16 protein-coding genes and 1 pseudogene are annotated in these 26,433 nt (G+C 44.0%); 11 read left to right on the top strand and 6 right to left on the bottom strand.

What is annotated here, in order from left to right:
- The first annotated feature begins 701 nt into the window (after window positions 1–701).
- From V6R21_RS00800 to V6R21_RS00775, 6 genes are all read left to right on the top strand, one after another.
- Window positions 702–3,821, top strand: a complete 3,120-nt coding sequence (locus V6R21_RS00800; protein ID WP_334239991.1) for a SusC/RagA family TonB-linked outer membrane protein — start codon at window positions 702–704, stop codon at window positions 3,819–3,821.
- Between the two features lie 18 nt (window positions 3,822–3,839).
- Window positions 3,840–5,591, top strand: a complete 1,752-nt coding sequence (locus tag V6R21_RS00795; RefSeq protein ID WP_334239989.1) for a RagB/SusD family nutrient uptake outer membrane protein — start codon at window positions 3,840–3,842, stop codon at window positions 5,589–5,591.
- A gap of 104 nt (window positions 5,592–5,695) precedes the next feature.
- The gene (locus V6R21_RS00790; protein ID WP_334239987.1) at window positions 5,696–7,294 is read left to right on the top strand and encodes a hypothetical protein; all 1,599 of its coding nucleotides are present in this window, start codon (window positions 5,696–5,698) and stop codon (window positions 7,292–7,294) included.
- Between the two features lie 105 nt (window positions 7,295–7,399).
- Window positions 7,400–9,235, top strand: coding sequence for a sulfatase-like hydrolase/transferase (locus tag V6R21_RS00785; protein WP_334239985.1), 1,836 nt, complete (start codon window positions 7,400–7,402; stop codon window positions 9,233–9,235).
- A gap of 315 nt (window positions 9,236–9,550) precedes the next feature.
- The gene (locus V6R21_RS00780; RefSeq protein ID WP_334239983.1) at window positions 9,551–12,112 is read left to right on the top strand and encodes a VPS10 domain-containing protein; all 2,562 of its coding nucleotides are present in this window, start codon (window positions 9,551–9,553) and stop codon (window positions 12,110–12,112) included.
- 34 nt (window positions 12,113–12,146) lie between these two features.
- A complete protein-coding gene (locus V6R21_RS00775) occupies window positions 12,147–13,562 on the top strand; it encodes a sulfatase (RefSeq protein ID WP_334239981.1) in 1,416 nt (471 codons plus the stop codon).
- A 401-nt stretch (window positions 13,563–13,963) separates the two neighbouring features.
- On the opposite strand, the gene V6R21_RS00770 is transcribed toward V6R21_RS00775, so the two are convergent.
- The 6 genes from V6R21_RS00770 to V6R21_RS00745 form a co-directional block, all read right to left on the bottom strand.
- Entirely contained in the window at window positions 13,964–14,770 is an 807-nt protein-coding gene (locus tag V6R21_RS00770; protein ID WP_334239979.1) for an alpha/beta hydrolase, read from the bottom strand.
- Window positions 14,767–15,885 carry a Zn-dependent alcohol dehydrogenase gene (locus V6R21_RS00765; protein WP_334239977.1) on the bottom strand — a complete coding sequence of 373 codons (1,119 nt, stop codon included), beginning with the start codon at window positions 15,883–15,885 and terminating at the stop codon, window positions 14,767–14,769. The genes V6R21_RS00770 and V6R21_RS00765 overlap by 4 nt, the downstream gene beginning before the upstream one ends.
- Window positions 15,886–15,909: 24 nt before the next feature.
- The gene (locus tag V6R21_RS00760; RefSeq protein ID WP_334239975.1) at window positions 15,910–17,346 is read right to left on the bottom strand and encodes a fatty acid desaturase; all 1,437 of its coding nucleotides are present in this window, start codon (window positions 17,344–17,346) and stop codon (window positions 15,910–15,912) included.
- A gap of 13 nt (window positions 17,347–17,359) precedes the next feature.
- Window positions 17,360–18,430, bottom strand: coding sequence for a ferredoxin--NADP reductase (locus V6R21_RS00755; RefSeq protein WP_334239972.1), 1,071 nt, complete (start codon window positions 18,428–18,430; stop codon window positions 17,360–17,362).
- Window positions 18,431–18,615: 185 nt separating this feature from the next.
- Complete coding sequence (locus V6R21_RS00750) at window positions 18,616–19,461, bottom strand: AraC family transcriptional regulator (protein ID WP_334239970.1); 846 nt, start codon at window positions 19,459–19,461, stop codon at window positions 18,616–18,618.
- Window positions 19,462–19,670: 209 nt separating this feature from the next.
- Window positions 19,671–19,841, bottom strand: coding sequence for a winged helix-turn-helix transcriptional regulator (locus V6R21_RS00745; protein WP_334239968.1), 171 nt, complete (start codon window positions 19,839–19,841; stop codon window positions 19,671–19,673).
- Between V6R21_RS00745 and V6R21_RS00740 the strand changes: the two genes are divergently transcribed.
- From V6R21_RS00740 to aldA, 5 genes and pseudogenes are all read left to right on the top strand, one after another.
- Window positions 19,800–19,940, top strand: coding sequence for a hypothetical protein (locus V6R21_RS00740; RefSeq protein ID WP_334240121.1), 141 nt, complete (start codon window positions 19,800–19,802; stop codon window positions 19,938–19,940). The genes V6R21_RS00745 and V6R21_RS00740 overlap by 42 nt on opposite strands.
- A 476-nt stretch (window positions 19,941–20,416) precedes the next feature.
- The gene (locus tag V6R21_RS00735; RefSeq protein ID WP_334239966.1) at window positions 20,417–23,014 is read left to right on the top strand and encodes a sugar-binding domain-containing protein; all 2,598 of its coding nucleotides are present in this window, start codon (window positions 20,417–20,419) and stop codon (window positions 23,012–23,014) included.
- 12 nt (window positions 23,015–23,026) lie between these two features.
- The gene (locus V6R21_RS00730; protein WP_334239965.1) at window positions 23,027–24,046 is read left to right on the top strand and encodes a zinc-dependent alcohol dehydrogenase; all 1,020 of its coding nucleotides are present in this window, start codon (window positions 23,027–23,029) and stop codon (window positions 24,044–24,046) included.
- A 41-nt stretch (window positions 24,047–24,087) separates the two neighbouring features.
- Window positions 24,088–24,851: pseudogene (locus V6R21_RS00725) on the top strand (SDR family NAD(P)-dependent oxidoreductase).
- 31 nt (window positions 24,852–24,882) lie between these two features.
- Window positions 24,883–26,334 (top strand): aldehyde dehydrogenase, encoded by a 1,452-nt coding sequence (gene aldA, locus V6R21_RS00720; RefSeq protein ID WP_334239963.1) that lies wholly within the window; start codon window positions 24,883–24,885, stop codon window positions 26,332–26,334.
- The last annotated feature ends 99 nt before the right edge of the window (window positions 26,335–26,433 follow it).

Below are 26,433 nucleotides of genomic sequence, written 5' to 3'. Positions count from 1 at the left end.
ATGAATACTCTTCCTTAAATAAGGATTAGCTCTTGTTTGAAAATTATGTAATCAAATGTATGTCGTACGTTTACGGCCTTCAGCGAATTTTCATTTTAAAAAAGGGGGAATAATCTGTTGTACTATAAATAAGGATGATAATACGATGGAAATACATTCCACTTAATAGGATCATATCATCTCTTTTTAATTAGAAAAATTCAAAAAATAAAGATTATCTCTTACTCCAAATAAGCCCGATTATAATAGCGAAAAAAAACAGGTTATTTTTTTGAAAAGTGGACTCAATCAAGAGAGGTAAAGAAATAAAAGTATCTTTGGTACACTTTAATTTGAGTCATATATTGACAGGTCTTATTATTGGTTATATAGTTGTCAGAAATTTCCCCCTTGTTATCTGAGAGATTATTACCCCTTGTTGAGTAATTGGTTGAAATAGCCTCAATTGATAATACACAACTAGTTTAAATGAATATGGAGGTAGGTCTATAATATGAGAATATGATTTTTTTATCAGCAATACGCTGCTTGAAAGGATGGGGGATATAATTGTTGATATTCCGAATAGGAGAAATGGATCCATATAGATGTGTTTTTTACACCCTGTTTTTACAGGTTTTATTTACACTTATTAAGAATGCGTACGCTAGATTTGATTTATCAACACAGAAAATGAATGTTCAACAATCTTAGTATGCAAAATGATATACTCTCTTAAACAGAACGCGCTACTAGGCAAACACTTATTGTGTTTCATTCTGTTGGCATTGCTAACACTACCACTGCATGCGCAAGAAAATCTAATCACAGGAACAGTGGTTGATGAGGAATCTCAACCATTACCTGGAGTAAACATTGTTCTTGAAGGAACAACGAAAGGTACAGTAACAGACTATGATGGTAAGTTTAAGTTAAATGTACCAAACAAGAATGCTAAACTTATTTTCTCTGCTATTGGATATACAAAAAAGAGGATTTCCATTGATGGTAAGTCTTATATCTATATCACAATGGAACTTGACTTAGAGCAATTGGATGAGATTGTAGTGATTGGTTATGGTGAGCAGAAGAAAAAAGAAGTCACTGGTGCCGTAGTGCAAGTGGATTCTGAAACACTGACCAAAACAGCTACATCAGACCTTGCTTCAGCACTGCAAGGACAGATTGCCGGTGTAAACGTACAAGCCTCATCAGGTGATCCAGGGGCTGGTGCTAACATTATGATTCGTGGTCTTAGCTCTATCACAGGTGCTAGCTCTCCACTTTTTGTAGTGGATGGTATCCCTTACGAAGGTGACCCTAGACTTTCCCCCAATGAGATCGCTTCTATCGATGTATTGAAGGATGCTGCTTCAGCTTCTGTATATGGTACAAGAGGTGCAGGCGGTGTGATTCTGATCACAACAAAAAGCGGTAAGGATGATGTGATGAAAGTCAGTGTGGATAGTTACTACGGTATCCAGAAAATTACTTCAGGTGTAGAGCTCCTGAACTTTGAAGAGTATATGTACACATACTTCCTTCAGAAAAGCCACAACAACGGTACCCCTTTCGACGGTACTTGGACGCCGCTTGAAAACAACCCTTATGCCTTCACCCTTAATACTAGTCTGAAAGATGTTGTTCAGCGTGACAATGCACCCATCCAGAACCACAGTGTGAGTATTGCAGGTGGTAAAGATGGCTTGAAGTACAATATCACAGGTAACTATTTCCAGCAGGATGGTTCGGTGATCAACTCTAGCTTTGACCGTATGAGTGTACGTGCTAACACGATATACAAGAAGAAGAAATGGACATTCAATACCGGTCTAGGTTTTAAGACAGAAAACACAGAGTATGCACCTTATCAAGTGTTGCTTGAAGCTTACAAGTACAAGCCATACCAGCCAGCACTGGATCCGGATGCTGAAACGATTCAAAGTGGAAGTGATCAGGAAGGATCCAATGAGGCTTTAAATATGAGCTACCTGATGACCAGATTTAAAAGGTCAGATAACAATAAGTCAAATCAGTTCAACTACAACTTTACAGCAAACTACGATGTATTTAAAGGGTTGACTTTTATGACTCGTTTTGGTGGTAGCTTTACAGATGACACTAGAGTGACAATTGCTCCGATTTTCTTGGCATATGATGCCGAAGGAGATGTAATTACTTCAAGAAACTACAGGTCAAGTGTAAAAAACCAAAGTGCATCTAGAAACAACTGGGCTTGGGAGAGTTCATTGAATTATTCGAAACGAATTAAAGGGCACCAGTTTAAATTGTTGGGTGTATTCTCAATGGAAAACTACTCATACTCATCTTTCTTTGCGCAGAAGCACGACTTGATCAGTAATGATGTAACAATCCTGAACGGTGCTACCTTAGACCCGATTGTGGGTAACCAGACTGGCTATAACCAAGATAAAACTAACAAGTTGATAGGTATGTTGAGTCGTTTCCAGTACAACTACAAGAGCCGTTACCTGTTGAGCGTAAGTGCCAGAAGAGATGGCTCTTCCCGCTTCAACACAGAATCAAGATGGGGTATATTCCCTTCAGTTTCGGCAGGATGGAACATTTCTGAAGAGGCATTCTGGAGCGAAGGTCTGAAAGATTATGTAGGTACTTTTAAGCTCAGAGGTAGCTATGGTACAACGGGTAATCAAAACTTCCTGGATTATAGCAATGCAGCTACTATTACCTTGGAAAGAGACTACGTCTTTGGAAGGGAAGAGAGTGATATATTGGCGTTAGGTGCAATTCAAACAGCTTATGCCAATGCAAATGTGAAATGGGAAACTACTATCCAAACAAACTTTGGTATAGACTTAGGTTTCTTCAATGATAAGCTGACTGTGACGGCAGATGTCTATGATACGAACAAGGAAGATATGCTTTTCCCTGTGTTACTCCCTTCTTCAACAGGAGCAGGAGCCAATGCTACGGTAGTACTGAACGTGGGTAACATGAACAATAAGGGTATGGAGTTAGCTGCTAACTTCCGTCATATGACAGCCAATGGTATCAACTTTAACATAGGGGGGACTTACTCTAAAAACAGAAACGTGATTACCAAAATGGCAGGTGCTAACAAGACCGTTTACCTGAATGGTAGTGAAGTGGCGATTGGTAGAAATGAGGATAAAGTATCTGTACTGAAAGAGGGATATGAAGCGGGTGCCTTCTTCCTGATTGAAACAGATGGTGTCATCCATACGGAGCAGGAGTTGAACAATTACTTAGAAAGTTTGCCAAACTCAACAGCCAAAGTGGGTGACTTGAAAATGGTAGACCAGAATGGTGATGGCATCATCGACAACGAAGACAGAGTTTACAGCGGTAGTGGTATGCCTGAGTATGAGCTTGGTCTGAATCTGGGGGCTGACTACAAAGGTTTTGATTTGTCATTACAGTGGTATGCTGCAGTTGGAGGAAAAGTAATCAATGGTAACAAGGCCGCCGCCTACAAGGAAGGTACGCACAGGGATTTGCTTTATCAGTGGTCAGAGGGTAACCCAACTTCTGATGTGCCTGCCAACAGGGGTGGTGACCATGAGAACTACCGTGGACAAACGGATTACTGGTTGGAAGACGGAACTTTTGTCAGATTGAGAAATGTAACGTTAGGTTATACAATTCCTAAAAAGCTGACAGAAAAAATGGGTGTCTCTAAATTCAGAGTATACCTGGGAGCACAAAACCCTTTGACATTTACCAAATATACAGGTTATGATCCTGAAGTAGGTAACAACGGACTGAGCACAAGAGGAATTGACAGAGGAAACTACCCAGTTACAGCATCCTACAGAGCAGGTTTACAATTTGATTTCTAATCAAAATGATTTATGAAAATGAAAAAATTGATCTATAAACTCTCATTAGGGTTGGCATTGTTGCTTCCAATGTCAGCATGTACAGATACAGACTTTTTAGAGGAGGCTAACCCTAACGAATTGTCAACAGACAACTTCTGGAAAAGTATACCCGACTTGGAGATGGGAATGGTTTCTGTCTACAATACATTTAAGGATAGAAGTATTTTATCGACCGTTGAAGAGAATCACAGGTCAGATCTGACTTATCCAGGTTGGGGACGTCCCAATACAAAGGATATCTATTACCTGCAGACCTTTAATTCAGCGTCTGGTGCTCCTAATAATAAATGGCAAGCGCTTTACAAGGGCATTTTCAGAGCTAACCAGGTAATTGAGGCATATGAGCGGCTGGCGCCTACCCTCACTTCTGAAACGGAGCAGGAAAGTGCAAACCTGATTCTGGCACAAGCCCGATTCTTTAGAGGATTGTTCCACTTCTACCTGCATTCTTCTTTTAACAAGGGAAGCATCATCATCTTTGATTTTGTCCCTAAAGAGGAGAAAGATTTCTACCAGAAGCTTCAGTCTGAGGATAAGGTAAGGGAATTCTTCTTGGCAGACTTGCAGTTTGCCTATGAAAACCTTCCGGCAAAATGGGATGACAAAGATTTGGGAAGAGTGACTGCCGGTGCTGCAGCTGCCGTGATTGGTAAAAGTTATTTGTACCAAAAGGACTATGCGAATGCAAGTGTTTACTTCAAGGATGTAATCGACAACTATGGTTATGCACTGACAGATAATATTGGGGATAACTTCAGTTCTCAGACAGAGTTCAACAGTGAATCCATTCTAGAGATTGCACACTCGCTTAACTATAAGTCGGAAGAAAACCCAGGTGCTGAAGAGCAAGTGTCGACTAACTTAGCATTCTTACTGAGTCCGGTAGGAGGTTACAGAAGTGTACTGCCAAGCTTGTGGCTGATTGACGCTTACAGGCATGAGGAAATGGATGAGAATGATCCAAGAAACTATTTCCAGGATGAGGATGGTAACGATATATTGAAGCCATATTCGCTGAGGGCTTCTTATTCATTGGCTTTCATTGATGACTCACTGAGTTACTATCAGGCTCCTCCCTACCACAGAGCGAAGTTCAACAACAAAGAAACGGCTTATTACAGGAAATATACCAACTGGGAAACGGGTACCACTGAGTTGGATATCAACCCTACCCAACGTTCGGGCATCAATATCAGGGTGATACGTCTGGCGGATATCTACCTGATGTATGCAGAAATCCTGATTGAAGGCGGTACCAATGAGGCAGGTGTAGCTGAAGCTTTGATGTACATCAACAAGGTAAGACACAGGTCTGCACTTAAAATGATTGGTTTGTCTTCCGGTGGTGAGTTCTCAGGTCAATATGACGAACAGGTGTACTCCGCTGAACAGGTAATGGATCACCTGATGTACGTGGAAAGACCGCTAGAACTCTCACTTGAAGGACATGCTATCCGTCACCTTGACATGAGAAGATGGGGCATTACCAAAGAGCGTTTCCAGACACTTTCACTTGAAATATACCATGGAGTAGACTTCCCATTCATTGATGAGGATGGTAAAAAGGTAACGCGTTGGAGTTCCGTACTTGAACGTGGAGAACACCCAGTCAATAGCGCGCAGGATCTTTTTGACTACAGAGAGGCTGCCATCAACTTTATTCCTGATGTACATGGTTATTGGCCACTGCCAAACAGTGAGGCAATCTCAAACCCAAACATCAACTAAACAAAATTAGGGCAGGTGGTATGGACTTATTTTAATAACACCTGTTACTAAGTTTAGTACATCAATGATTAAGAGGATACAAACAGATTTAAAATATCATTCCGATGAAAAATAAATATATCTTATTGGCTCTTCTGTTCGCGCTGTTCCTGACAGCTTGTGAGGAAGAACTGGAAGAACCGAATCAGTTTTCTGATGTAGGTTGGTATACAAGTATGCTTCAGTACAACCTGGATACCATGAGGGTTGCAGTAGACAAATATATTTCATTCTCAGATTTGTCTCAGGGTACACTTGAACACTCTTGGACAATTCCGGAAAGTGGTAAATTCCTGTCTGGTACCATAACTCGTCATGACAGTACCTACACTCAATTTATTGTGGAGAATGGTGGAGTGAAATCATCTGAAAATACGATCCATGTATTGTTTACAGAGCCAACACCAAAAACAGCAGATGGTAGAGACTCAGTATTCTCGGTGACACTTTACAATACTTTTCCAGACTCAGTGTCATTCAGAGGTATCGACACCATACCAGCTGTTTATGAAAATGGGCGTTGGGTAATGGAGAAGGAGTTCTTGGTAAAAGTGTATGACACCATTGCTGTAGAGATGCAAGTAAAGGATGCGAAAGGTACAGTGATAGACCATACCAATGAGGCAGATACCATAAGAGTGGAAGCAGGTGAGACACTGACCTTCTTAGACCTTACTACACAAGGTGAGCCTGACTCAAGAACTTGGGAAGCGGCTGGTATTACTTCAGACCAGAAAGAGGTAACAATCACTTATAAGAAACTGGGTTCATCAAGAGTATTCCTGACAGCCAGAAGAACGGCACAGAATATCCCTGCAGCAGCTACCCGTTACAGAATGCCAGCTGTTGTGAAAGTAATCCCATCAACCAAGCCATTTGAATTGTTCGGTGAGCTTATGGAGCAAGAAGACCAAACTATTCACGTGGCGTATAATGGTGAGTTTAACGAGGTGACGCCTGATGCGAAAGACCTGTTTACAGCAACACTGAACGGCGCATCTGTCGCAATACAGTCAGTAAGCTTGAATAAGGATGATGCCACAATTATTGACCTGAAATTGGCTGAAACCATTTACAGCGATGATGTCATTACGGTATCTTATGCGGGTGGTCTGAAATCAACAGATACAAGAAAGTCAAAAGCATTTGCTGACAAGGTGGTGGTGAAGTACGATGCCAATATGTTTGATAAAGCAGTTTACGATTTTGAAGCACCCGGCTGGCTGGAAGGAAGTGAACCTGACAAGACAGATAATACAGGTATTGTAGAATACTCTACAGAGCAGGCAGCTTCAGGCACAACCAGTTTGAAACTGACAGGAGTTAGCGATGATTGGGTAATTGCAAACAGTGGTAACCATCCGGTAGATTGGGTAGCTGGTGAAACTTATATCCTGACTTTCAAGATTTGGATTGATCCTAACAATCCTGCTTTCGCAGATGGAGGTCCGAACCACTTTGGTCCTTGGTTTATGAGACCGGGAGGTAACCAGCAACGTTGGACAGGAATTGATGGTATGCCTAGAGGTGAATGGGTAACAGTAGAGAAAGAGTGGAAAGCTGAAAGAACAGAAATCATGTTTATTCAGATGAGATTCAAAGGAGTTGGTGTGATGTACTTTGATGATTTCAAAGTAGTGAAGAAAAACGTAAGACCTTTGTAATGGCTATTCCATTATAAATTTCAATCGGCTATATCCATAAGGGTATAGCCGATTTTTTTAATTCAATAATCAGGGGTTGGAGGGGTACACTTTAATAAAAATCAGATGAAAAAACTTTCGATACTGTCATTGATCATGGCTTCGTTCCTGATGCTTTGCCATAAAGGGATAGCCCAACAGCAGCCGAATGTGCTTTGGCTCCTGACAGATGATCAACGCTATGATACAATTGGTGCTTTCAACAAGATGCTACATGGTCGGGACTCAAGTGCGCTTGGTTACGTGGAATCTCCTAACGTGGACAGACTTGCGAGCATGGGGACCACTTTTATCAATACCTATTGTCAGGCAGCAGGTTGTGCACCTTCCCGTACTTCCATGCATATGGGACGTTATCCTTTCCGCTCGGGTGTGTATGAGTTTGAGTACTACAACAACAATGCGGAACACAGCCAGCCTACCTTGCCTGAACATATGGCGGACTTGGGATACCAGACTTTGCATATTGGTAAGCTTGGTATGAGAATCAAGACCGTGGAGAATGGAAAAGCCAAGCCTTACGACATTTACCAAACGGATATTGATTTCAAGCAATTAAGATTGGATGGCTTGACAGACTGGGGCAAGGACTGGTTCCATGAATTTGATGGTGAAAAACTGGACAAGCCATTAAAAAACGTGGAATTCTTTGTGACGCCTGACGGTAAGTTTGAGTACAAGTCCAAAGAATTGGAACAACTGAAACCTGAGTATGCAGGTTCGGCAAAAAGTATTTATGAAAAATATGATTTGTTGGCGCATTATAACAAGAAGAAGGGACCACAATCTCCGTTCAACACAGGAATCTTGTCAGGTGTAAGCGCTCAGCCTGCAGGCAAGACAAGGGACGGTTACTATGCTTCTATCTTTACAGATTATGTAAATAACGAGGAAAAGCAAATTACCATTGGCAGCCGTACATTTGATGGAATTGACAGGTCTAAGCCACTTTTCTGTCACATTGGTTTTGATTTTCCTCATACGCCAGTGCTTCCTCCCGCAGATTTCAGAGCGCGTTTCAGAAAGCATACTTACAAAGTGCCTGAGTTTGATAGAAAGGAGTTAAACAAGATGCCAGCTCAACTTAAAAAGGCAGTATTGGTATCGGAATCCGACAATTTTACAGATGCTGAGAAACAGGCAATGGTACAGGACTATTTCGCTTTCTGTGCTTATGGCGATCAGCTGATTGGTCAGACGGTAGATGCCTTTATCGAATACAGCGAGAAGAACAAGCAAGAGTGGATGATTGTCTATGTATGTGGTGATCATGGCTGGAAACTGAATGATCATGGTGCAGTATCTAAATTCACTCCTTGGGATATTGACAACCACAACCCGATCATTGTGGTGTCTTCAGACAAGAAAGCATTTCCGGCAGGAAAGGTGGTAAAGGATTTTACAGAGTTTGTGGATATAGCGCCTACGATTCTGTCAGCTGCAGGAGCCAAACTGAATGATCAGAAATTTGATTACCTGGATGGGTTTGACATGGCAAAGGTTGCCGCTAAAGAAGTACCTGTAAGGGATTATGTAGTGGGGGAAAGCCATGCGGTAACAGGACCTCGTGCCTATATCAGAACCAAGGATTTTATGTTCTCCATGCAAACACGTCCGGACAGGAAAAGAGGGCAAAATATGGAGTGGGCATTGCATGCTTCTTACGAGGAACTGGATCCGGGCTTGTATTACACATCCAAGGATCCGGGGGAGGTGAATAACTTGGCTTTCAATAAAAAGTATGAGCATATCGCCATGGCAATGAAAGAGAAACTGATGAATATTGTACTGGGCGATGGTCGTGTAGAAGTGGAGTGGGGCAAGAAGGCTGACGGTACTGAAATCTTCCGAAGCAACTTTGCAGAAGGTGCACACGATTATAAACTAAGGCTAAACAAATAGGGACGTTTTCCTTAATACATACCACTGAAACTATCAGTAAGTGGTATGTATTTTTTTATTTACGCCTGATAAGAATTTACGCCACCTATTCGCCATAATCCTTTCCCCCCTGTTTTCTTCTTTAAACCTACATTTGCAATGACTCATTTTATAAATCCTTAAAGACTAAAGAAATCTCCTTCGGCTACGTTTAGGAAGCTAGTATTGGTGGCTGAGCGAAGTCGAAGCCGATAAAACGGATTTAACTTCCAATTAGCGGATCTATAAAATGAGGAAACATTGAACGGACAACACTTTTTGATAGAGATAAACACCATGAAGAAATTTGCTTTTTTGGCATTGTCACTGCTTTTCTGTGTGGAGACAAATGCACAGCTGAATAAAGAATATTTCACCAAACTGCAAGCTGAGCAGGTTGCAACAACAGACTTGATTGACTGGAGACAAGTAGGTCCAGGCATGGCAGGTTACTGTGAAGAGTTTTGGTGCCACCCGACAGACAAGAATGTTATCATGATGTCTCCGGATATGTACAACACTTATGGCTCATGGGATGCTGGCAAAACATGGCATACCGTCAAGGATGTCAACGGGGACGGGCTTGATTTGGCTAGGGTACGGAAGTTCACTTTTTCGTATCAGCACCCGTCATTTGGAATGGCAATATGCGGTAACGGAAAGCTGTACAGTACCATTGACACAGGTAGAAGTTGGAAAGAGATCAAAAAATTCAAAGGCAAGTTTGCAGAGCTTGCCGTAGATCCATCTGACGATAAGGTTTGGTTTGCAGCTCCCGGTGATTTTTGGAATGTGAAGAAGAATCACCGCCACCAAAACGGACAGACCAGCAATGTGGAAAATGATGGTATCTACAGAAGTATGGATGGTGGAAGAACCTGGGAAAAATTGACCATAGGTAATTATACTGATTTGGACATAGGGCGCATTGTGGTAGACCCTACCGATGGGAAAGTGGTAGTGGCGATTACCAACCAAGGCGTTTTCAGAAGCACCAACCGTGGCAAGTCATGGAAGCCTAGCAGTGATGGACTTCCTGTCAACCGCCCCCGTGATCTGGACTATTATTTCGATAAAAACACAAAGGAGTTTATCCTTTATATGGTGGAGCAAACAGCTTTTGAAAGCGATGGCAAAACGGTCAAGGTAAAAGGAGGGGTTTTCAAAAGTACAGACCACGGCAAAAGCTGGCAAAGCATGACGGGTAATCTGGCGGTGGATTTCAATCAGATCAGTAGCCGAGTATTGAAAGACAAGTACTGGAAGTCATTGGCTTTTTGGTTTCAGGAAGATGTAAAAACCATTCAAGCTAAATACCCTGAGTTGCCAAACGAGGTATTCTCTATTTTTCATCGCATTCAGGTAAATCCAAATAATAAGGACGAGGTTTACCTTTCTCAAAACAACAAGCATGATAAAGCCTTCCTGCCGGGTGGCGCATGGAAAACGGCAGATGGTGGCAAGACTTGGATTGCTGCGGCAAGAGCAGGTAAATATTGGATCGAAGGAAAAGACAATGCATACTGGCAATCCAGAAATAACCCAATAGGCGCCAATACCACTTTTGCTCACCTACAACCGGAAATCAATGTGACAGAGGAAATGTGGGGCAACCGTTTTCTTGAAATTGGTGCAGACGGTCGTGTGTACATCTGCTTGGATCAGCAGGTGATGGCATCAGACAATCATGGCAAAAGCTGGGAACAGATCGATGACAACGAGACAGAGAAAGGAAGCAACCATTGGGTAGGTCGTGGAGGCAGTAACCTTCCTGGCAGGTTTATGTTGCTGGAAACGGGTATCAAGGACCGTTATCTGCTAAGCAGTGGAGAGCATGGACTATGGCAAACGGCTCCGCTTGGCAACTATCCTGACAAGAAAGCAGTAGCAGTAAAACAACTGGAAGGACAGAACAATCATGGTGGAGCGCATTCGATTTCTACTGTGGCAGTACATCCCAAAAATCCTGATATCATCTATTTTCTGTCTTGGAGACAAGAGCACAGAGGTAAACTGAGAAGATCCACTGACGGAGGTAAAACATGGGAAAATATCGCCACCATCTTTGAGGCAGCAAATAGCCCGTGGATGGGACTGGCGGCACAAAACTCCCTGCTGATTGATCCTGTCAATCCTGACAATATGTATTTCTGTGCTACCCGTAAAATGATCTCAGAAGTAGCAGGTCCAAATGCACAAAAACACACTAAAGGTGACTATGGTTTCTATCGTTCAATGGATGGCGGTTACACTTGGGAGTTAAGCAACAATGGGCTGCATAAGAATGCGAGTATCCGTAGGATTGCCATGCATCCTGACCATTCTGAAATGCTGTATGCAGCGGTCAATGACAAGAATGGTGGATTGTTTGTGACCAAGGATAAAGGAAGTCATTGGGAGGAAGTCAAGATTCCTTCAGAAATCGACTTTGTCAACAATGTGTTTATCGACCGCAACACAAAGGATATCCTGATCGCATGCGGCAATGAGCAGGCAACCGACCAAGGTGGAGGTGTTTGGAGAAGCCGCAATAATGGCAAGTCATGGGAGAAAATCTTTGACATGCCTTATATCTGGCAAGTGGAAACCTCTCCAATCAATCCGAAAATTATCACGGTTAGTGCAGCATTGCCAATCAGAGCCAAATCACCTGAAGCTAAGTTGAATGCAGGGGCTTACCTGTCAATGGATGGCGGCAAAACTTGGCACAAGGTCAATAAGAATTTGGGTCAGCAAGATAGGATTACGGACTTCAAGCCTGATCCTTACCGTGAAGATGTATTCTGGATGGCACAAAAAGGAAGTGGCTGGACAGTCGGGTATTTCAAAGGAACATCAGACGGATGGGCGGAGCAGTAAGATATTATTGATTGCATTAAAACACACATTTGGCATGAAACATAATTTTTTAATTAGACCTATTTTCTTCTTGACGGTCCTGCTCAATATGCTTTGCACAGGACAACTTTTGGCACAGAAAAAGACCAACATTATACTTCTTTTTGCGGACGATGCTGGTTACCATGATTTCGGTTTTCAGGGAAGCAAGACCTTTCCTACCCCGCACCTCGATAAGCTGGCTTCTGAGGGAATGATCATGCGGGAAGCCTATACCACCGCAGCGGTATGCGGTCCTTCACGGGCTGGTTTGCTGACGGGAATGTATCAGCAAAGGTTTGGTTTTGAGGAGAACAATGTGCCGGGCTATATGAGTACTTCTTCTAATAAGATAGGCGATGAAATGGGATTGCCTGTTCACCTGAAAACCATTGCAGACTATTTGGAACCACTGGGTTACCAATCTATCATTTTAGGGAAATGGCATATGGGCAATGCCGATAAGTATCACCCATTGGGTAGAGGTTTTGATGAATTTTATGGGTTCAGAGGAGGAGCCAGAAGCTTTTTCCCACTTTCGCAGAAGGAAGCATTTGACAGACCAGCAGATAGGATGGAAAGAGGATTCGGCAATTTTCAGGAGCCTGATAAGTACCTGACCGATGCCCTAGCTGACGAGGCCTGTGACTTTATGGACAGAAACAAGAACAAGCCATTCTTTATGTATGTCTCTTTCAATGCTGTACATGCACCACTGCACGCGACAAAAGAAGATTTGGAAAAAGTGAAGGGGCTGACAGGCAAACGGAAAATGTTGGCAGCCATGACCATTGCGATGGACAGGGCTTGTGGACAGATTCTGGGTAAGCTGAAGGAACTAGGATTGGATGAAAACACCTTGGTGGTTTTTGCCAACGACAATGGTGGTCCCGACGGTACCTTAACCTGCAACTATCCTTTGAGTGGCTGCAAGTCCAACCATTTGGAAGGGGGAATCAGGGTACCGTGTATTGTCAAATTGCCAAAAGTGATCAAGGCAGGAACAGTGTATCAGCAACCTGTTAGCATGTTGGATATGTTGCCAACTTTTGTCAATGCAGCTGGAGGAAATGCGGCTGAAATCCAAGGATTGGACGGTGTCGACCTTATTCCATATCTGACAGGTGAAAACAACTCGGTGCCTCATGAAGTATTGTTTTGGAAGAAGGAAAACAGGGGAGTGGTACGTCAGGGAGACTGGAAAATGCTCCGTTTTCCGGACAGACCTGCCGAACTGTATAATATAGCGGAGGATATTTCGGAGTCCAATAATTTGGCATATGAGTACCCTGACAAAGTAAGGGAAATGTATAAGCTGCTTTTTGAGTGGGAAGGAACACTGGAAAGACCGCTTTGGCAGCTGAAGCGCGTTTATGAGGTCAACGCGATGAAACGGATGGATGAGAAAAGAACACCCGTACTGGATAATTGATTACTTTATATTATAGATCCTTGAATTGGATACTAAAGAAATCTCCTTCGACTACGCTCAGGAACCTAGTATTGGTGGCTGAGCGTAGCCGAAGTCGATAAAACAAGTTTAACTTCTATTTAACGTGAGTTATGAATTAGAAACGCACTATTTAGCCCTTGCATGCCTGTAAACACTTGCTTTCAGACGATGGAATAAATCCCATCGCTGTTGTATATAGCCCTTTCAGGGCATGTCTCCCGAAGGGACTAAATATGTCAGCATTTCATCGTGCCATGCAATGGCATCGATTTAAGGGCATTATAAACCATCATTCACGTTAATTAGCGGATATATAAAAGGGGTAAGCTTAAACAAGCTTACCCCTTTTATTTTGAATGAATAATATCGTTGACAAAGCTTTAAGGCAGCAGGCGATCAAAAAAGCAGAGTGAATCCTGAAGGTGTAGCTGCCAATATTCCCATTGATGCCCGCCATCAAATTCCTCGTATTGGTGTTCGATATTGTGATCGATCAGTTGCTTATGCAAGTGCCTGTTAAAGTCAATCAGTTCATCTGACGTGCCGCAATCAAATCGGAGCGCAGGCAATTGAGGACTTTGGCGTATGCTGGTCAAGACATCTTCGTCAGACCGCTCGTGTTGACGGTAATTTTCCAGTGGCTCTTCTACAAACAGCTGCATTTGTTCAACTTCCGTGATAGCGCTATGGGCAGAAATGCCTTTGAACAAATGCCCGTATTTGGAACCTAATTTCAGTGCACCAAATCCTCCCATGGAAAGCCCTCCAATAAAAAGGGGCGAAGAGGAAGAGGTACAAGAAATATTCTCTCTGACCGCTTGTACGACATCTTCCACGATCCATTTTTCAAAGTCCTGTCCGCTGTGGTGCTTCAGGTATCCAGATCCGTCACCCCAAAGTCCGTCAGAAGGCATAGCAAGTACCATCGGTCGGATGCGTCCTTCCTCTATCATTTGTTGGGCAGTCAGGTGTGCGCCTCCCAAGAAAGACCAGACCCATGCACTTCCATAAACTCCATGCAGCAGGATTGCGATAGGCAAGTTTTCTTCCTTTACATCTTGGGGTACAAATACGCAAATATCTCCACGCCCTTGCAAATGTCTGGACTTAACAGTGATAAACCGAAGGTTTTCCCTTTCAAACTTCGGCATGGAGCGTTCTGTTGTTCTGAATGATGAATTGCTCATGCTTCCAATAAAATTACGCCTTTTGCATTTTTTCCTGCCAGCATATCTTCCAATGCCAATTGAAGTTCTTCCAGAGGATAGGTATTGGTGATCATTTCATCGAGCATCAGTGTACCCTTATTATACAGTGATACAAGTTTGGGAAAGTCAATCTGTGGTCTGCATTTTCCATACAATGGGTTGATATAGATTTTATCCCATTCAAAAAGGCGCATGTCAATGGTGATTTCTTCTTCAATCCCACTTACCTGTACCGCAGTTCCCGCATTTCTGATCATGGCGAGTGGAGCCGCTCCCAACGCAGGAATGGCAGTACACTCAAAAGCATAGTCAGCCCCTCTGCCATTGGTCATTTCTTTTACCTCACGAGCTGTATTAAGCAATCCCTTGTCATTCGGATCTGCCAAGAGGGTATGGGTGGCGCCAAATCGGGTAGCCATTTCCAATCGATCAGGGTTAATGTCAACGGCGATGATCATGGCAGCACCGGCAATTCGGGCGCCTTGAATCACATTCAAACCGACGCCACCCGTGCCGAGTACAACTGCAGAGCTGCCTGCCTGAAGCTTAGCTGAATTGACCACAGACCCATAGCCGGTCATCACACCGCAACTGATCACGCTGGCAGAGCTGAACGGCATTTCACTTTCCAGTTTGATACAGGCAGATGCTTTGACAAGGGTATATTCTGAGAGGGTGCCGAGATTAAAAGACCGTTCGATTGTTTCACCTTTCCATTTGGTACCTTCCAAGTGGGCGTGTCCGGGTGTATAGCCATTACCACCGGCGGTGACAGGAGAATTTTGTTCACAGATATGCTGATTCCCTTCCTGACATTGGAAACATTGCAGACAAGGAGTTGCCCAATTCAGGATCACTTTGTCACCGATTTTGAAATCACGGACTTCCTTTCCTACTTTTTCGACAACGCCAGCTCCTTCATGTCCTAAAACAATGGGTTTCCCCCATGAGAGGGAATCATGGTCAGTATGGCAAAGCCCTGTAGCTTTTACCTTGACCAAAATTTCATCGGGCATTGGGTCACCTACTTCTATGATGTCGATGACGAACCCTCCTTTTCCATCTGCAATGGCGGCTTTTGCTTGTATGCTCATCTTAATTCTTCTTGCTGTTAGTTTTTATGACTTAATCGTTTCGGCTGCCAATCCTATCAGAACCTGTCCATCTTCCACTTTTACCGGATAGGTTTTCAAGGCTTTTTTAGCAGGTCTGTTCAGTGCGTTGCCGGTCTTCAAATCAAATTTGGAGTTGTGTTTCGGACATGAAATGGTACAGCTTTCCACTACACCATCAGCCATATAGGCATGTTCATGGGTACAGATGCCGCTGACGCTATAATATTCGCCCTTATCCGTATGGACAATGGCATAATCAGTTCCTTCAATTTTGACATTGATGACATCATTGGACGCAAGGTCTTTTACCGAAGTCACAGCATGCCACTCCAATTCTTCAGGCACAGCAGAAGTTGTCTGATTGGCCATAACGGTTTCCGCTCCTTTGGCAGCCATAGGGATCATGGCACTTGAAGCTTCCATCTCCTTGATGCGGACAACCTTTTGGGGTTCTTCTGCACCCGGTACCTTACGGTCAATAAAATAAGTGGTGTCTTTACTTTGCTTGATCAGGGCAGGAATCATTTCGCGGTAAACCTCGATCATGCCTTTGTATGGCTTCGGCATTTGGTCCTGTACCCGTCTATGAAAGCGAGGCAACTGGTGGAATGGCATCAGTGGATACATATGATGCTCCACATGGTATTGCATATTCATAAATAGAAAACCGAAAAATGGGTTAACCAGAATGGTTCTTGAGTTTTTGCGGTGATCCCACACGTCCTCATCAAGTCCTGCGTGTTGGGCAAGCACAAACGAACGCTGGATAATATTGCCGTACATCTTCGGAAGCGGTCCGACAAACAGCAAAGGAAGCCATGATTGTGTTAAACCAGCCACGATGATGGGGATAAGATTCAGCAGCAGGCTGGCTCTTGCCCACCAGAACATACGGTTATATTCTTCTTCAGGGACAAATTTTCGGGCATCCTCGCTGACGATTCCGAAAGCATGTTTGACCAAAACAGGAATATAGTACTTGGACTCGCCCAAACTGAAAAAGTTAAGGAAATGTTCCCAAAAAGTAGGTGGTCTGGTGACCGTAATTTCAGGATCGATATCATTGATTATGGTATAGGAATGATGCCTGACATGGGACCAGTTTGTAAAAATAATATCTCTTTGTTGCATTGCGGTAGCAATAAAACAAAGTGCGGTGTTCATCCAAGGAGTTTTGAAAACAGTGCCGTGGGAGCTTTCATGCCAACGGGCATCACAGGCACAGTACATCACGCCATAAAGGAAAAAGGCAGGAATCACCCAATAGGAGTCTAAAGATAAATAAGCCAAATACCCCGTCCCGAATAGGGAGATGATCCACAACAAGGTATTGAGGATACCATAAAGGTTGTTTTTCTGCATAAACTGCCTGAATTCGTTTCGAGGCATGTCAACTTTTGCCCACGGGGCTTCCTGTATATAGTCTTGAGGGTTTACCATCTTGATAATCGTTTTATAGTTTGATACTTACTTTTTTGGTGGTTGGGTAACCAACACAGGCAAGGATGCCGCCTTCTGCCAACTCTTCATCTGTCAGTGCTTCGTCCGTGATCATGGCTACATCGCCGGAAGTACAGACTCCGTAGCAGGCAGTACAGTTGCCCTGCTTGCAGGAATGCGGCAAGTCGATGCCCGATAAGACAGCCCCTTCAAGAATGGATTGCCCTTTCAAGACGTCAAACTGTTGCTTTTTACCATTCAGGCGCACGGTTATAGTCGCCTTTCCAATTGCATTGGAGGGGACTTTGACATTGGAAGGCGTAAGGTTGGATACAAAATGTTCTTTACGGAGCTGCTGAAATCCCATGTGTTGGAGGCTTTCCTCCATGATATTCATCAATCCGATTGGACCACACAGGTACACAGGCGTCTGATTGGAAAGTGAGAAACTGGTGATGATTTCTTGGGCTTTTGCAGTGGTGATAAACCCATCTTTGTTGAACGACTTGCTGTTGAAAAGTCCAAAGAGTTTCTTTTCTACGATGACACTTCCTTTATGCGCTTCATTCAGGTAATGCACAATTTTCAAGCGGTCAGGGAACTGATGCTCTAACTGCTTCAGAGCCTTATAGAAGATGATATCAGCTTCAGAACGGTTGACATATAAAAGGGACAGCCGCTTGGTCGGGTGCTGGTAAAGGGCAGTTTTGATAATGGAAAGCATAGGGGTAATGCCACTGCCACCGGCAATAAGCAGTACTTCAGGCGTCACTTCCTTGTCTGGCTCGTAGACAAACTGACCGGCGGGAGCCTCTATTTTTAGCTTGTCTCCAATGTTGATGTGGTCATTCAGGTAGTTGGAGACTAGCCCTCCTTTTACTCTTTTGACTGCCACTCCTATAAAAGGATCGGTTTCTTCTGCGGTGCAGATAGAGTAAGACCTTCTGATTTCTTCTTGGTTGATTTTCAGGACAAAGGTGAGGAATTGCCCAGCCTTGAACGGGATTTTCCCTTTAGGCACAGCAAAATAAAAAGCCTTACAATCCTCTGTCAGTGCTTCTATATTTACGACTTCCAGCTCCATAGCGCATGTTGTGTGTTTCAGTTACGAGATGATCTTGCCCAATTTTGGTTGGGTATTCATGCAAAATTGCGCTACTGAAGGGTCGTAATCTTCCTTTATTTTGGCTAAAAAGTAATCTATTCTGTATTTCGTATTATAATTTTGATCAAAAATGTAGTGGAATAGATGATTAAATTCAATTTCTATTAATGCTGTGCTTTGCTAAACATTTTCCGGAAAACAAGTGGAGAGCAATGCTTGAATTTCTTGAACTGTTTATAAAAGAATGGCAAACTCTCATAGCCACATTCAAATCCGATTTCAGCCACTTGCCTATCGGTTTCCAGTAGCATCCGGCTCGCAATATTGATCCGGTACTCATTCAGGTAGATAAAAAATGAGCGCTGCATCACCTTGCTAAAGAACCTTGAGAAAGACTGCTCACTCATATGCAATTCATGGGCAATGTCCGTCAGCATGATTTTCTGCTTGTAATGCTGCTGAACGAATTGCTGCACTTTCATGATCCGGTTGGAGGTTTCAGGAGAATGGTCATACACATAGGAGTCACCCGCCAATAACTGGTAGTCAGTTCTGTTGGCAAGTTCATCAAGAATCTCATGCAGCAGCAGGTATTTGTTGAGAGGAGGAGCCTCTATGACTTCTTCCATCTTATCCACCAAGGCGGCACTGACAGCAGAAAAGCTGATCCCTCTTTGTGCCAATTTCAGTAGCCGATGGATTGCCTGCAGCTCTGGAATATCATGAAAAAGTTGTGTATGCCATTGTATGACAAGTGCCTTGGAAGTGCTTTGGTAGTGTTCATCATTCTTCCAGCAATGAGGAAGCTGACTGGCAATCAGTACCAAGTCACCCTCTTCAAAAGCAGCCATACTGTTCCCCACATATCGGATGCCGCTGCTTTTCTTAATATAGGTTAGCTCATGTTCCGGATGGAAATGCCAAGGCGTCTCAAAAGATGGTTTCTCATAATGGTAGGCAATCAGGGATTGTTTCTCCGGAACATGAATTTTTTCTAAAACAGCTTTCATAAGTTGAAAAAAGGTGATTTGAAAAATACCTCTTGTGAGGTTTAAAATATTTCAAGGTAAAAACGATCTTGTTTTTTGCGGTTGTTTGCTGTACCAAGTCTATTTCGCCACCACAAAATCTCCCCAATCCGCAATGGACTGAACGATCGGAATAAGCTACTGCCCAGTTCAGTCAAATTGTACACCACTTTTAACGGCGGCTTTTTATGCTAAACCGTCCTTCTGATCAGATTGTCTTCCTCCAAGGACTTGAGCTGTAAACTTAACGTTCTTTTTGTTACAGTCAGCATCAATTTCCTCAGTTCATTGAAACGCAGTTTCTCACTGATCAGGTGGTAATGGATGACGGTTTTATCGCCAAAATTGTGGAAGCCGGACATTTAAAGCCAATCGTTAATGAGCACCATTTTTATTGGAAGAAGCAGGCGCAGCGCACGCACATTTGGAAAGCCATCGGAAAGGTCGTGACTGAAAATTAAGGTGACTTTACAATAATTGTTGCAAAGCACCCGAGAAGTAAGTTATTGAGAATATCCTTGCAACTTCTCGGGTCCTTATGATCACATTTTCCAACTGAAAAGAGCCGACCAAGATAGTTGCCTTACCTCAGAGCGGTGCCCAATTTTTTGATGCGTAGGTTCTTTTCTTCAAATAGCCTTTCGCTATTTAAAGCAAATCCAAATCGTGAGAAATGTTTTTATGCTCACCTCTTTAAGGTAGGTTCTACTGCTTTTATATAAAATGTACACTATACAGTTATAAGAGATAGGGGTAAGTTTTATTGGTTCTGCCTGTACTAACTGAAATACAGATTCCCCCCCTTTTTTTCAATGAAAAATACCATTACACCTAATGTTCAGGGGGGTAATTTGGTTGCAGTATCCATCAGGAGATTCTGTTGTGTGGGGAAATCATAAGGGATTTTTAAAAGCGTAATAATTAGCCAAAGAGAGAGATGAAGAGAATTTTTTATCTGATTGCAATATTTCTAATCGTTAGCTGCAGTAAGCAAACTGAGCCAATGCAGAGAGTCAATGACTTTAATTTTGACTGGAAATTTAAGCTGACGGAACAGGATTTGGCTCAATCTCCTGTTGCAATCAGTTTCGATGATCAGCAATGGGAAAGCCTTAATCTGCCACATGATTGGGTCATTGAACACCCTTATGACACTGCCAACGCTAACACTGCACCTGCCACAGGTTATATTTATGGAGGAGGCATCGGTTGGTACAGAAAACATTTTAACCTCAATTTAGAAGATCATCAGAAAGCATTTATCGTCTTTGACGGTGTATACAACCACTCAGAAGTATTCCTGAACGGACAGAAACTTGGCGGACGTCCTTATGGCTACGTGCCGTTTCAGTTTGACATGACGCCTTACCTGAATAAGGATGGAAAAGAAAACATATTGGCTGTAAAAGTAGACCATACACGCTATGCGGACAGCCGTTGGTATACCGGAGCGGGCATCTATCGAAATGTGGAACTGGTCGTGACAGACAAACTTCATGTGCCGGTTTGGGGCACTTTTGTAACAACCCCTGAAATTTCTGAGGAGCAGGCAATGGTTCAGGTAGCCACTACGGTGTCAAATCAATATAAGGCCGGACAAACTTTTACGCTGAAAACGGAAATACTGGACGCACAAGGTCAGGTAGTATCCGAAACAGAAGAGAAGCAGCAGCTTTCGGCAGCTTCGGAAAACACATTTGATGTGCAGGTAGCCGTGAAAAAGCCAAGACTTTGGGACATTGAGAGTCCTTATATGTACACGGCACGCACAACTATCCTGAATGAAGGAAAGCAACTGGAGGAAGTGCTGACAAAATTTGGCGTTCGTGAGATTCGCTTTGATCCGGATTCAGGGTTTTTCCTTAATGGACAGAACCGCAAGATCAAGGGCGTGTGTCTTCACCATGATGCTGGACTCGTTGGAACGGCAGTGCCAAAAGGCGTTTGGAGAAGAAGGCTGCAACTGTTGAAAGACGGCGGCTGTAACGCGATTAGAATTTCTCACAACCCAGGTTCTCAGGAGTTCCTTGACCTTTGTGATGAAATGGGCTTTTTGGTGCAGGATGAATTCTTTGATGAGTGGGACAACCCTAAAGACAAACGCTGGAATCAGAAAGAGAGAAAACAGGAATATGTAACAGAGGGCTATGCCCTGCAGTTTCAGGAATGGGCAGAGCAGGATCTGAAAAATACAGTACTCGCACACCGCAACCACCCTTCCATTTTTCAATGGAGTATCGGTAATGAGATTGAGTGGACATACCCTAGAGCACAGGCGGCTACAGGCTTCTTCAACAACATGAACTGGAGCGGCAACTATTTCTGGTCAGAACCGCCATTCTCGCCGGAGCAAATCAAAAAGCAATTGGAAACCTTGCCGAAAGGCAAATACGATATCGGAACAACAGCGAGCAAGCTGGTGAAATGGACCAAGGAAATGGATACCACAAGACCAGTGATCGCCAACTGTATCCTGCCATCAGCAAGCCACTTGACTGACTACGGCAAATCACTGGACATTGTGGGTTATAGCTACCGTCGTGTGCTGTATGATTACGGACATGAACTATACCCAGACAAGGTGATCATGGGTACCGAAAATTTGGCGCAGTACCATGAGTGGAAAGCCATTATGGAAAGACCATTTATTGCGGGTACTTTCTTCTGGACAGGTATCCATTATATGGGTGAAATCCGTGGTCCGTGGCCACAAAAGGGTAGCGGCTCAGGCATGGTTGATTTTGCGGGTTTCCCTAACCCTTCTTACCATATGATCAAGACACTGTGGACGGATAAGCCACATACGTTTATCGCTACACAGCAATTGGAAAAATCCATCAACAAAATAGATCCTGCCACAGGGAAATTAGTTGCCAAAAAACCGGATGCATGGAAACAGGCGCTTTGGAATTGGCATAAGGTCAACAATCACTGGAATTACCCTGAAGGACAGATGATCAGCGTGGAGATCTACTCTAACTGCGATGAGATCGAGCTGTTCCTCAACGACAGAAGCTTGGGTAAAAGAACATTGGATGAGTTTGAGGACCATATCTACAAGTGGGGTGTGGCTTTCGAGACTGGAGAGCTGAAAGCAGTCGGCACCAAGGATGGTGAAACACAAGTGACTTACCTGAATACAGCAGGCAATCCGGTAGGGGTGACATTGGTGGCAGACCGTACACACCTTAAGACTGACGGCTATGATGTAGCACATGTCGTAGCACAGCTTGTGGATGCAGCCGGAAACCCAGTGAGCCATACAGAAAGAAAAGTGACTTTTAACCTGCCTGAAGGAGTTCGCCTGTTGGGCGTGGACAATGGGGCATTGGAAAATGTACAGCTTCACAGAACCAATGAGCTGGTAACCCATCAGGGAAGGGCTTTGCTGGTATTGCAATCCATCCGAAGCAAAGAAGGGCAGGTAGATGTATCGGTAAGCAGTGACGGACTGAAAGGGGACCAGCTGAAACTCGTATTGCAGGAATCGGATAACAAGCAGGATAACATTGAATTCGCATCAGTAAAAAATTAAATCGCTCCAATAATGAAAGCAGCATTTTATACAGGAAATCAAAAATTTGAGATCGGCACATGTGACGTAGTGAAGCCGGCAGAAGGAGAAGTAAGATTGGAAGTAGCCTACTGTGGCGTCTGCGGTACGGATGTGCACATCTACCACGGTGTGATGGATACAAGGGTAAAACCTCCGCAGACAGTTGGGCACGAGGCTTCGGCAGTAGTGGCGGAAGTAGGACCGGGCGTGACCAACGTAAAAGTGGGCGACAAGGTAGCCGTAAGGCCGTTGAAATTCGGAGCGCCTCATCCGTATGATAAAGGTTTCAACCACGTGGGTAAAAACCTGAAGTTTATCGGTATTGACAGTGCCGGTGCATTCCAGAACAGCTGGACAGTACCTGCCTATACTTTGCACAAGCTGCCTGAAAACCTTTCGCTGATGCACGGTGCCTTTATCGAGCCTTTGGCAGTGGCTTGCCACGACGTGAAGATCGGAAGAGTGAAAGCAGGTGAGCATTGCCTGGTGATTGGCGGTGGACCAATCGGAACGCTGATCGCTTATGTATTGAGAGAGAAAGGCGCGCATGTCTATATCTCTGAAGTAAATGAGAACAGGCTTGCGATGCTGAATGAGTTGGGTTTCAGTACGATTAACCCCGTTAAGGAAAACCTGCTTGAGCGCATTGCTGAACTGACTGGCGATGCTATGATCGATTGTGCCTTTGAGGTATCCGGCTCGGCGCCGGGCGCAGCAACCATGACAGAGGTAGTCAATGTAAGAGGCAGAATCGTGATGGTAGCTATTCATGGCGGAGAGAAAAAGCCGGTTGACCTGTTCAAGTTTTTCTGGGCAGAGATCGAGCTGCTGGGCGCAAGACTTTACGAAGAAGAGGATTATGAGGAAGCCATCAGTATTGCCGCTTCAGGTGCCGTTCCATTCGAGCAGCTGATCACGCAAGTCGATACGCTTTCCAATATTCAGTCGGTATTTGAAACGATCGACAATAATCCGGCAGGTATGAAATACCTGATTGATTGTCAGAACTAAAACAACCATCAAATTTAAAAAGAAGCATAGACATGAAAGATATATTAAATCAGTTTAGCCTGAAAGGCAAAGTTGCTTTGGTGACAGGTTGCAAGAGAGGAATCGGTAAAGCAATGGCAGTAGCCTTGGCAGGTGCTGGCGCAGACATTATCGGGGTAAGTGCTACTTTGGAAACTTCAGGCAGTGAAGTGGAAAAAGAGGTGACAGCATTGGGTAGAAACTTCAAGGGTTACGCTTGCGACTTCTCGGACAGAAAAGCACTCTACGGTTTTATTTCAACAGTAAAGGCAGAGTTTCCGGTGATTGATATTCTGGTAAACAATGCGGGAACCATCCTGAGAACACCGGCAGCTGAGCATCCGGATGAAATGTGGGATAAAGTGGTGGAAGTAAACCAGAATGCACAGTTTATCCTGACAAGGGAGATCGGTAAAGAAATGATGGAAAGAAGAAGCGGCAAGGTCATCTTCACGGCTTCCCTGCTAACTTTCCAGGAGGTATTACAGTACCGGGCTATGCGGCAAGTAAAGGTGCAGTAGGTCAGCTGACAATGGCATTTGCCAATGAGTGGGCTTCCAAAGGTGTGAATGTTAATGCGATTGCACCGGGCTATATCAGCACAGACAATACAGAAGCATTGCGTAACGATCCTGAAAGAGCATCTTCTATCCTGAGCAGAATTCCGGCAGGTCGTTGGGGTGAGCCGCAGGATTTTGCAGGACCAACTGTTTTTCTGGCATCCAAGGCAGCCGATTACATGCATGGTTCCATCATGCTGGTAGACGGTGGCTGGATGGGCAGATAATTTCTTGTAACCTGAAAATCCGATAACAATCATGACAATCGAAGCAAAAGAATATCAACTGTTTATAAATGGGGAGTGGACTAACGCCACTTCCGGAGAGCAAGCGGCTGTGATCAGCCCGTCTGATGAGTCTGTAGTGGGCTATACGCAAATGGGACTGGAAGCTGATGCACAAAAAGCATTGGAAGCTGCACAAGAAGCACAGCAACAATGGAAAAAAGTACCTGCCCGTAAGCGTGCAGAACTGATGCGTGCTTTTGCAGCTGAAATTAGAGCAAACAAGCCGTACCTGTCCAAGCTGCTGGTACGTGAGCAAGGAAAATTACTTTCGCTGGCAGAGATTGAAGTGGAAGTGACTGCCACTTTTATCGAATATGCTTGTGATTGGGCAAGACATATTGAAGGAGACATCATGCCTTCGGACAATCCGAATGAGCATATTTGGATTCATAAGATCCCAAAAGGGGTAGTGGTCGCCATCACGGCTTGGAATTTCCCATTGGCGCTGGCTGGCAGAAAGATCGGTCCGGCATTGGTGGCAGGTAACAGTATCGTGGTGAAACCTACGCAGGAAACACCATTGGCTACCTTGGAGCTGGGCAACATTGCGCAGAAAGTAGGATTACCGAAAGGGCTTCTGAATATCGTGACGGGTTCAGGAAGAGTATTGGGTAATGCATTGGTAGAAAACCCGATCACGAAGATGGTGACCATGACCGGCAGTACACCGGCAGGTCAGCAGATATTCAGGGCAGCTGCCACCAACCTGACACACGTTCAGCTGGAGTTGGGCGGAAAGGCACCCTGTATTGTCTTTGAAGATGCCGACATCGATCAGGCTGTAGAAGGCGCTTTCCATTCCCGTTTCGACAACTGCGGTCAGGTATGTACCTGCAACGAGCGTATGTATGTGCATGAGGCTATCTATGACGTGTTCATGGAGAAATTCATGACGAAAGTCAAAGGGCTGAAAGTAGGTGACCCAATGGACATCGACTCGGATATGGGACCGAAAGTCAACGCTTCAGAGCTGAACAACATGAAAAAGCTGGTAGCGAAAAGTATTGAAGAAGGTGCCGTGATCGCTCACGGTGGCAAGGTGCCGGAAGGTAAAATGTTTGAGAAAGGTTTCTGGTTCGAGCCAACTGTATTGACAAATGTGTCACAGGAGATGACCATCGTACATGAGGAATCATTTGGTCCGATTCTGCCGGTGATCAAGTTCAAGGAATTTGAAGAAGTAATCGGTTATGCCAACGACTGCGAATACGGACTGGCTGCTATGGTCTTTACCAAAGACATGCAGAAAATTCTGAGATGTAACGATGAGCTGGAATTTGGCGAGATCTACGTCAACCGTGGTCACGGCGAGCAGCACCAAGGATTCCACAATGGCTACAAGCTGAGCGGAAGCGGCGGTGAAGATGGCAAGTACGGCTTTGAGCAGTACCTCGAGAAGAAAACATTTTATGTAAAGTACTAACAGGACAGGAATAAGGCAGGACAATAATTAAACTATAAATTCTGTCCCGAAGGGACAAAATATAGAAGCGATGGATTTAAATCCATCGAATTGGAGAAT

The organism is Limibacter armeniacum, from assembly GCF_036880985.1.
GTDB classification, from domain to species: Bacteria; Bacteroidota; Bacteroidia; order Cytophagales; family Flammeovirgaceae; genus Limibacter; species Limibacter armeniacum.
The sequence above is the reverse complement of the archived record's forward strand: the minus strand, read 5'-3'. Positions and strand labels throughout refer to the sequence as shown.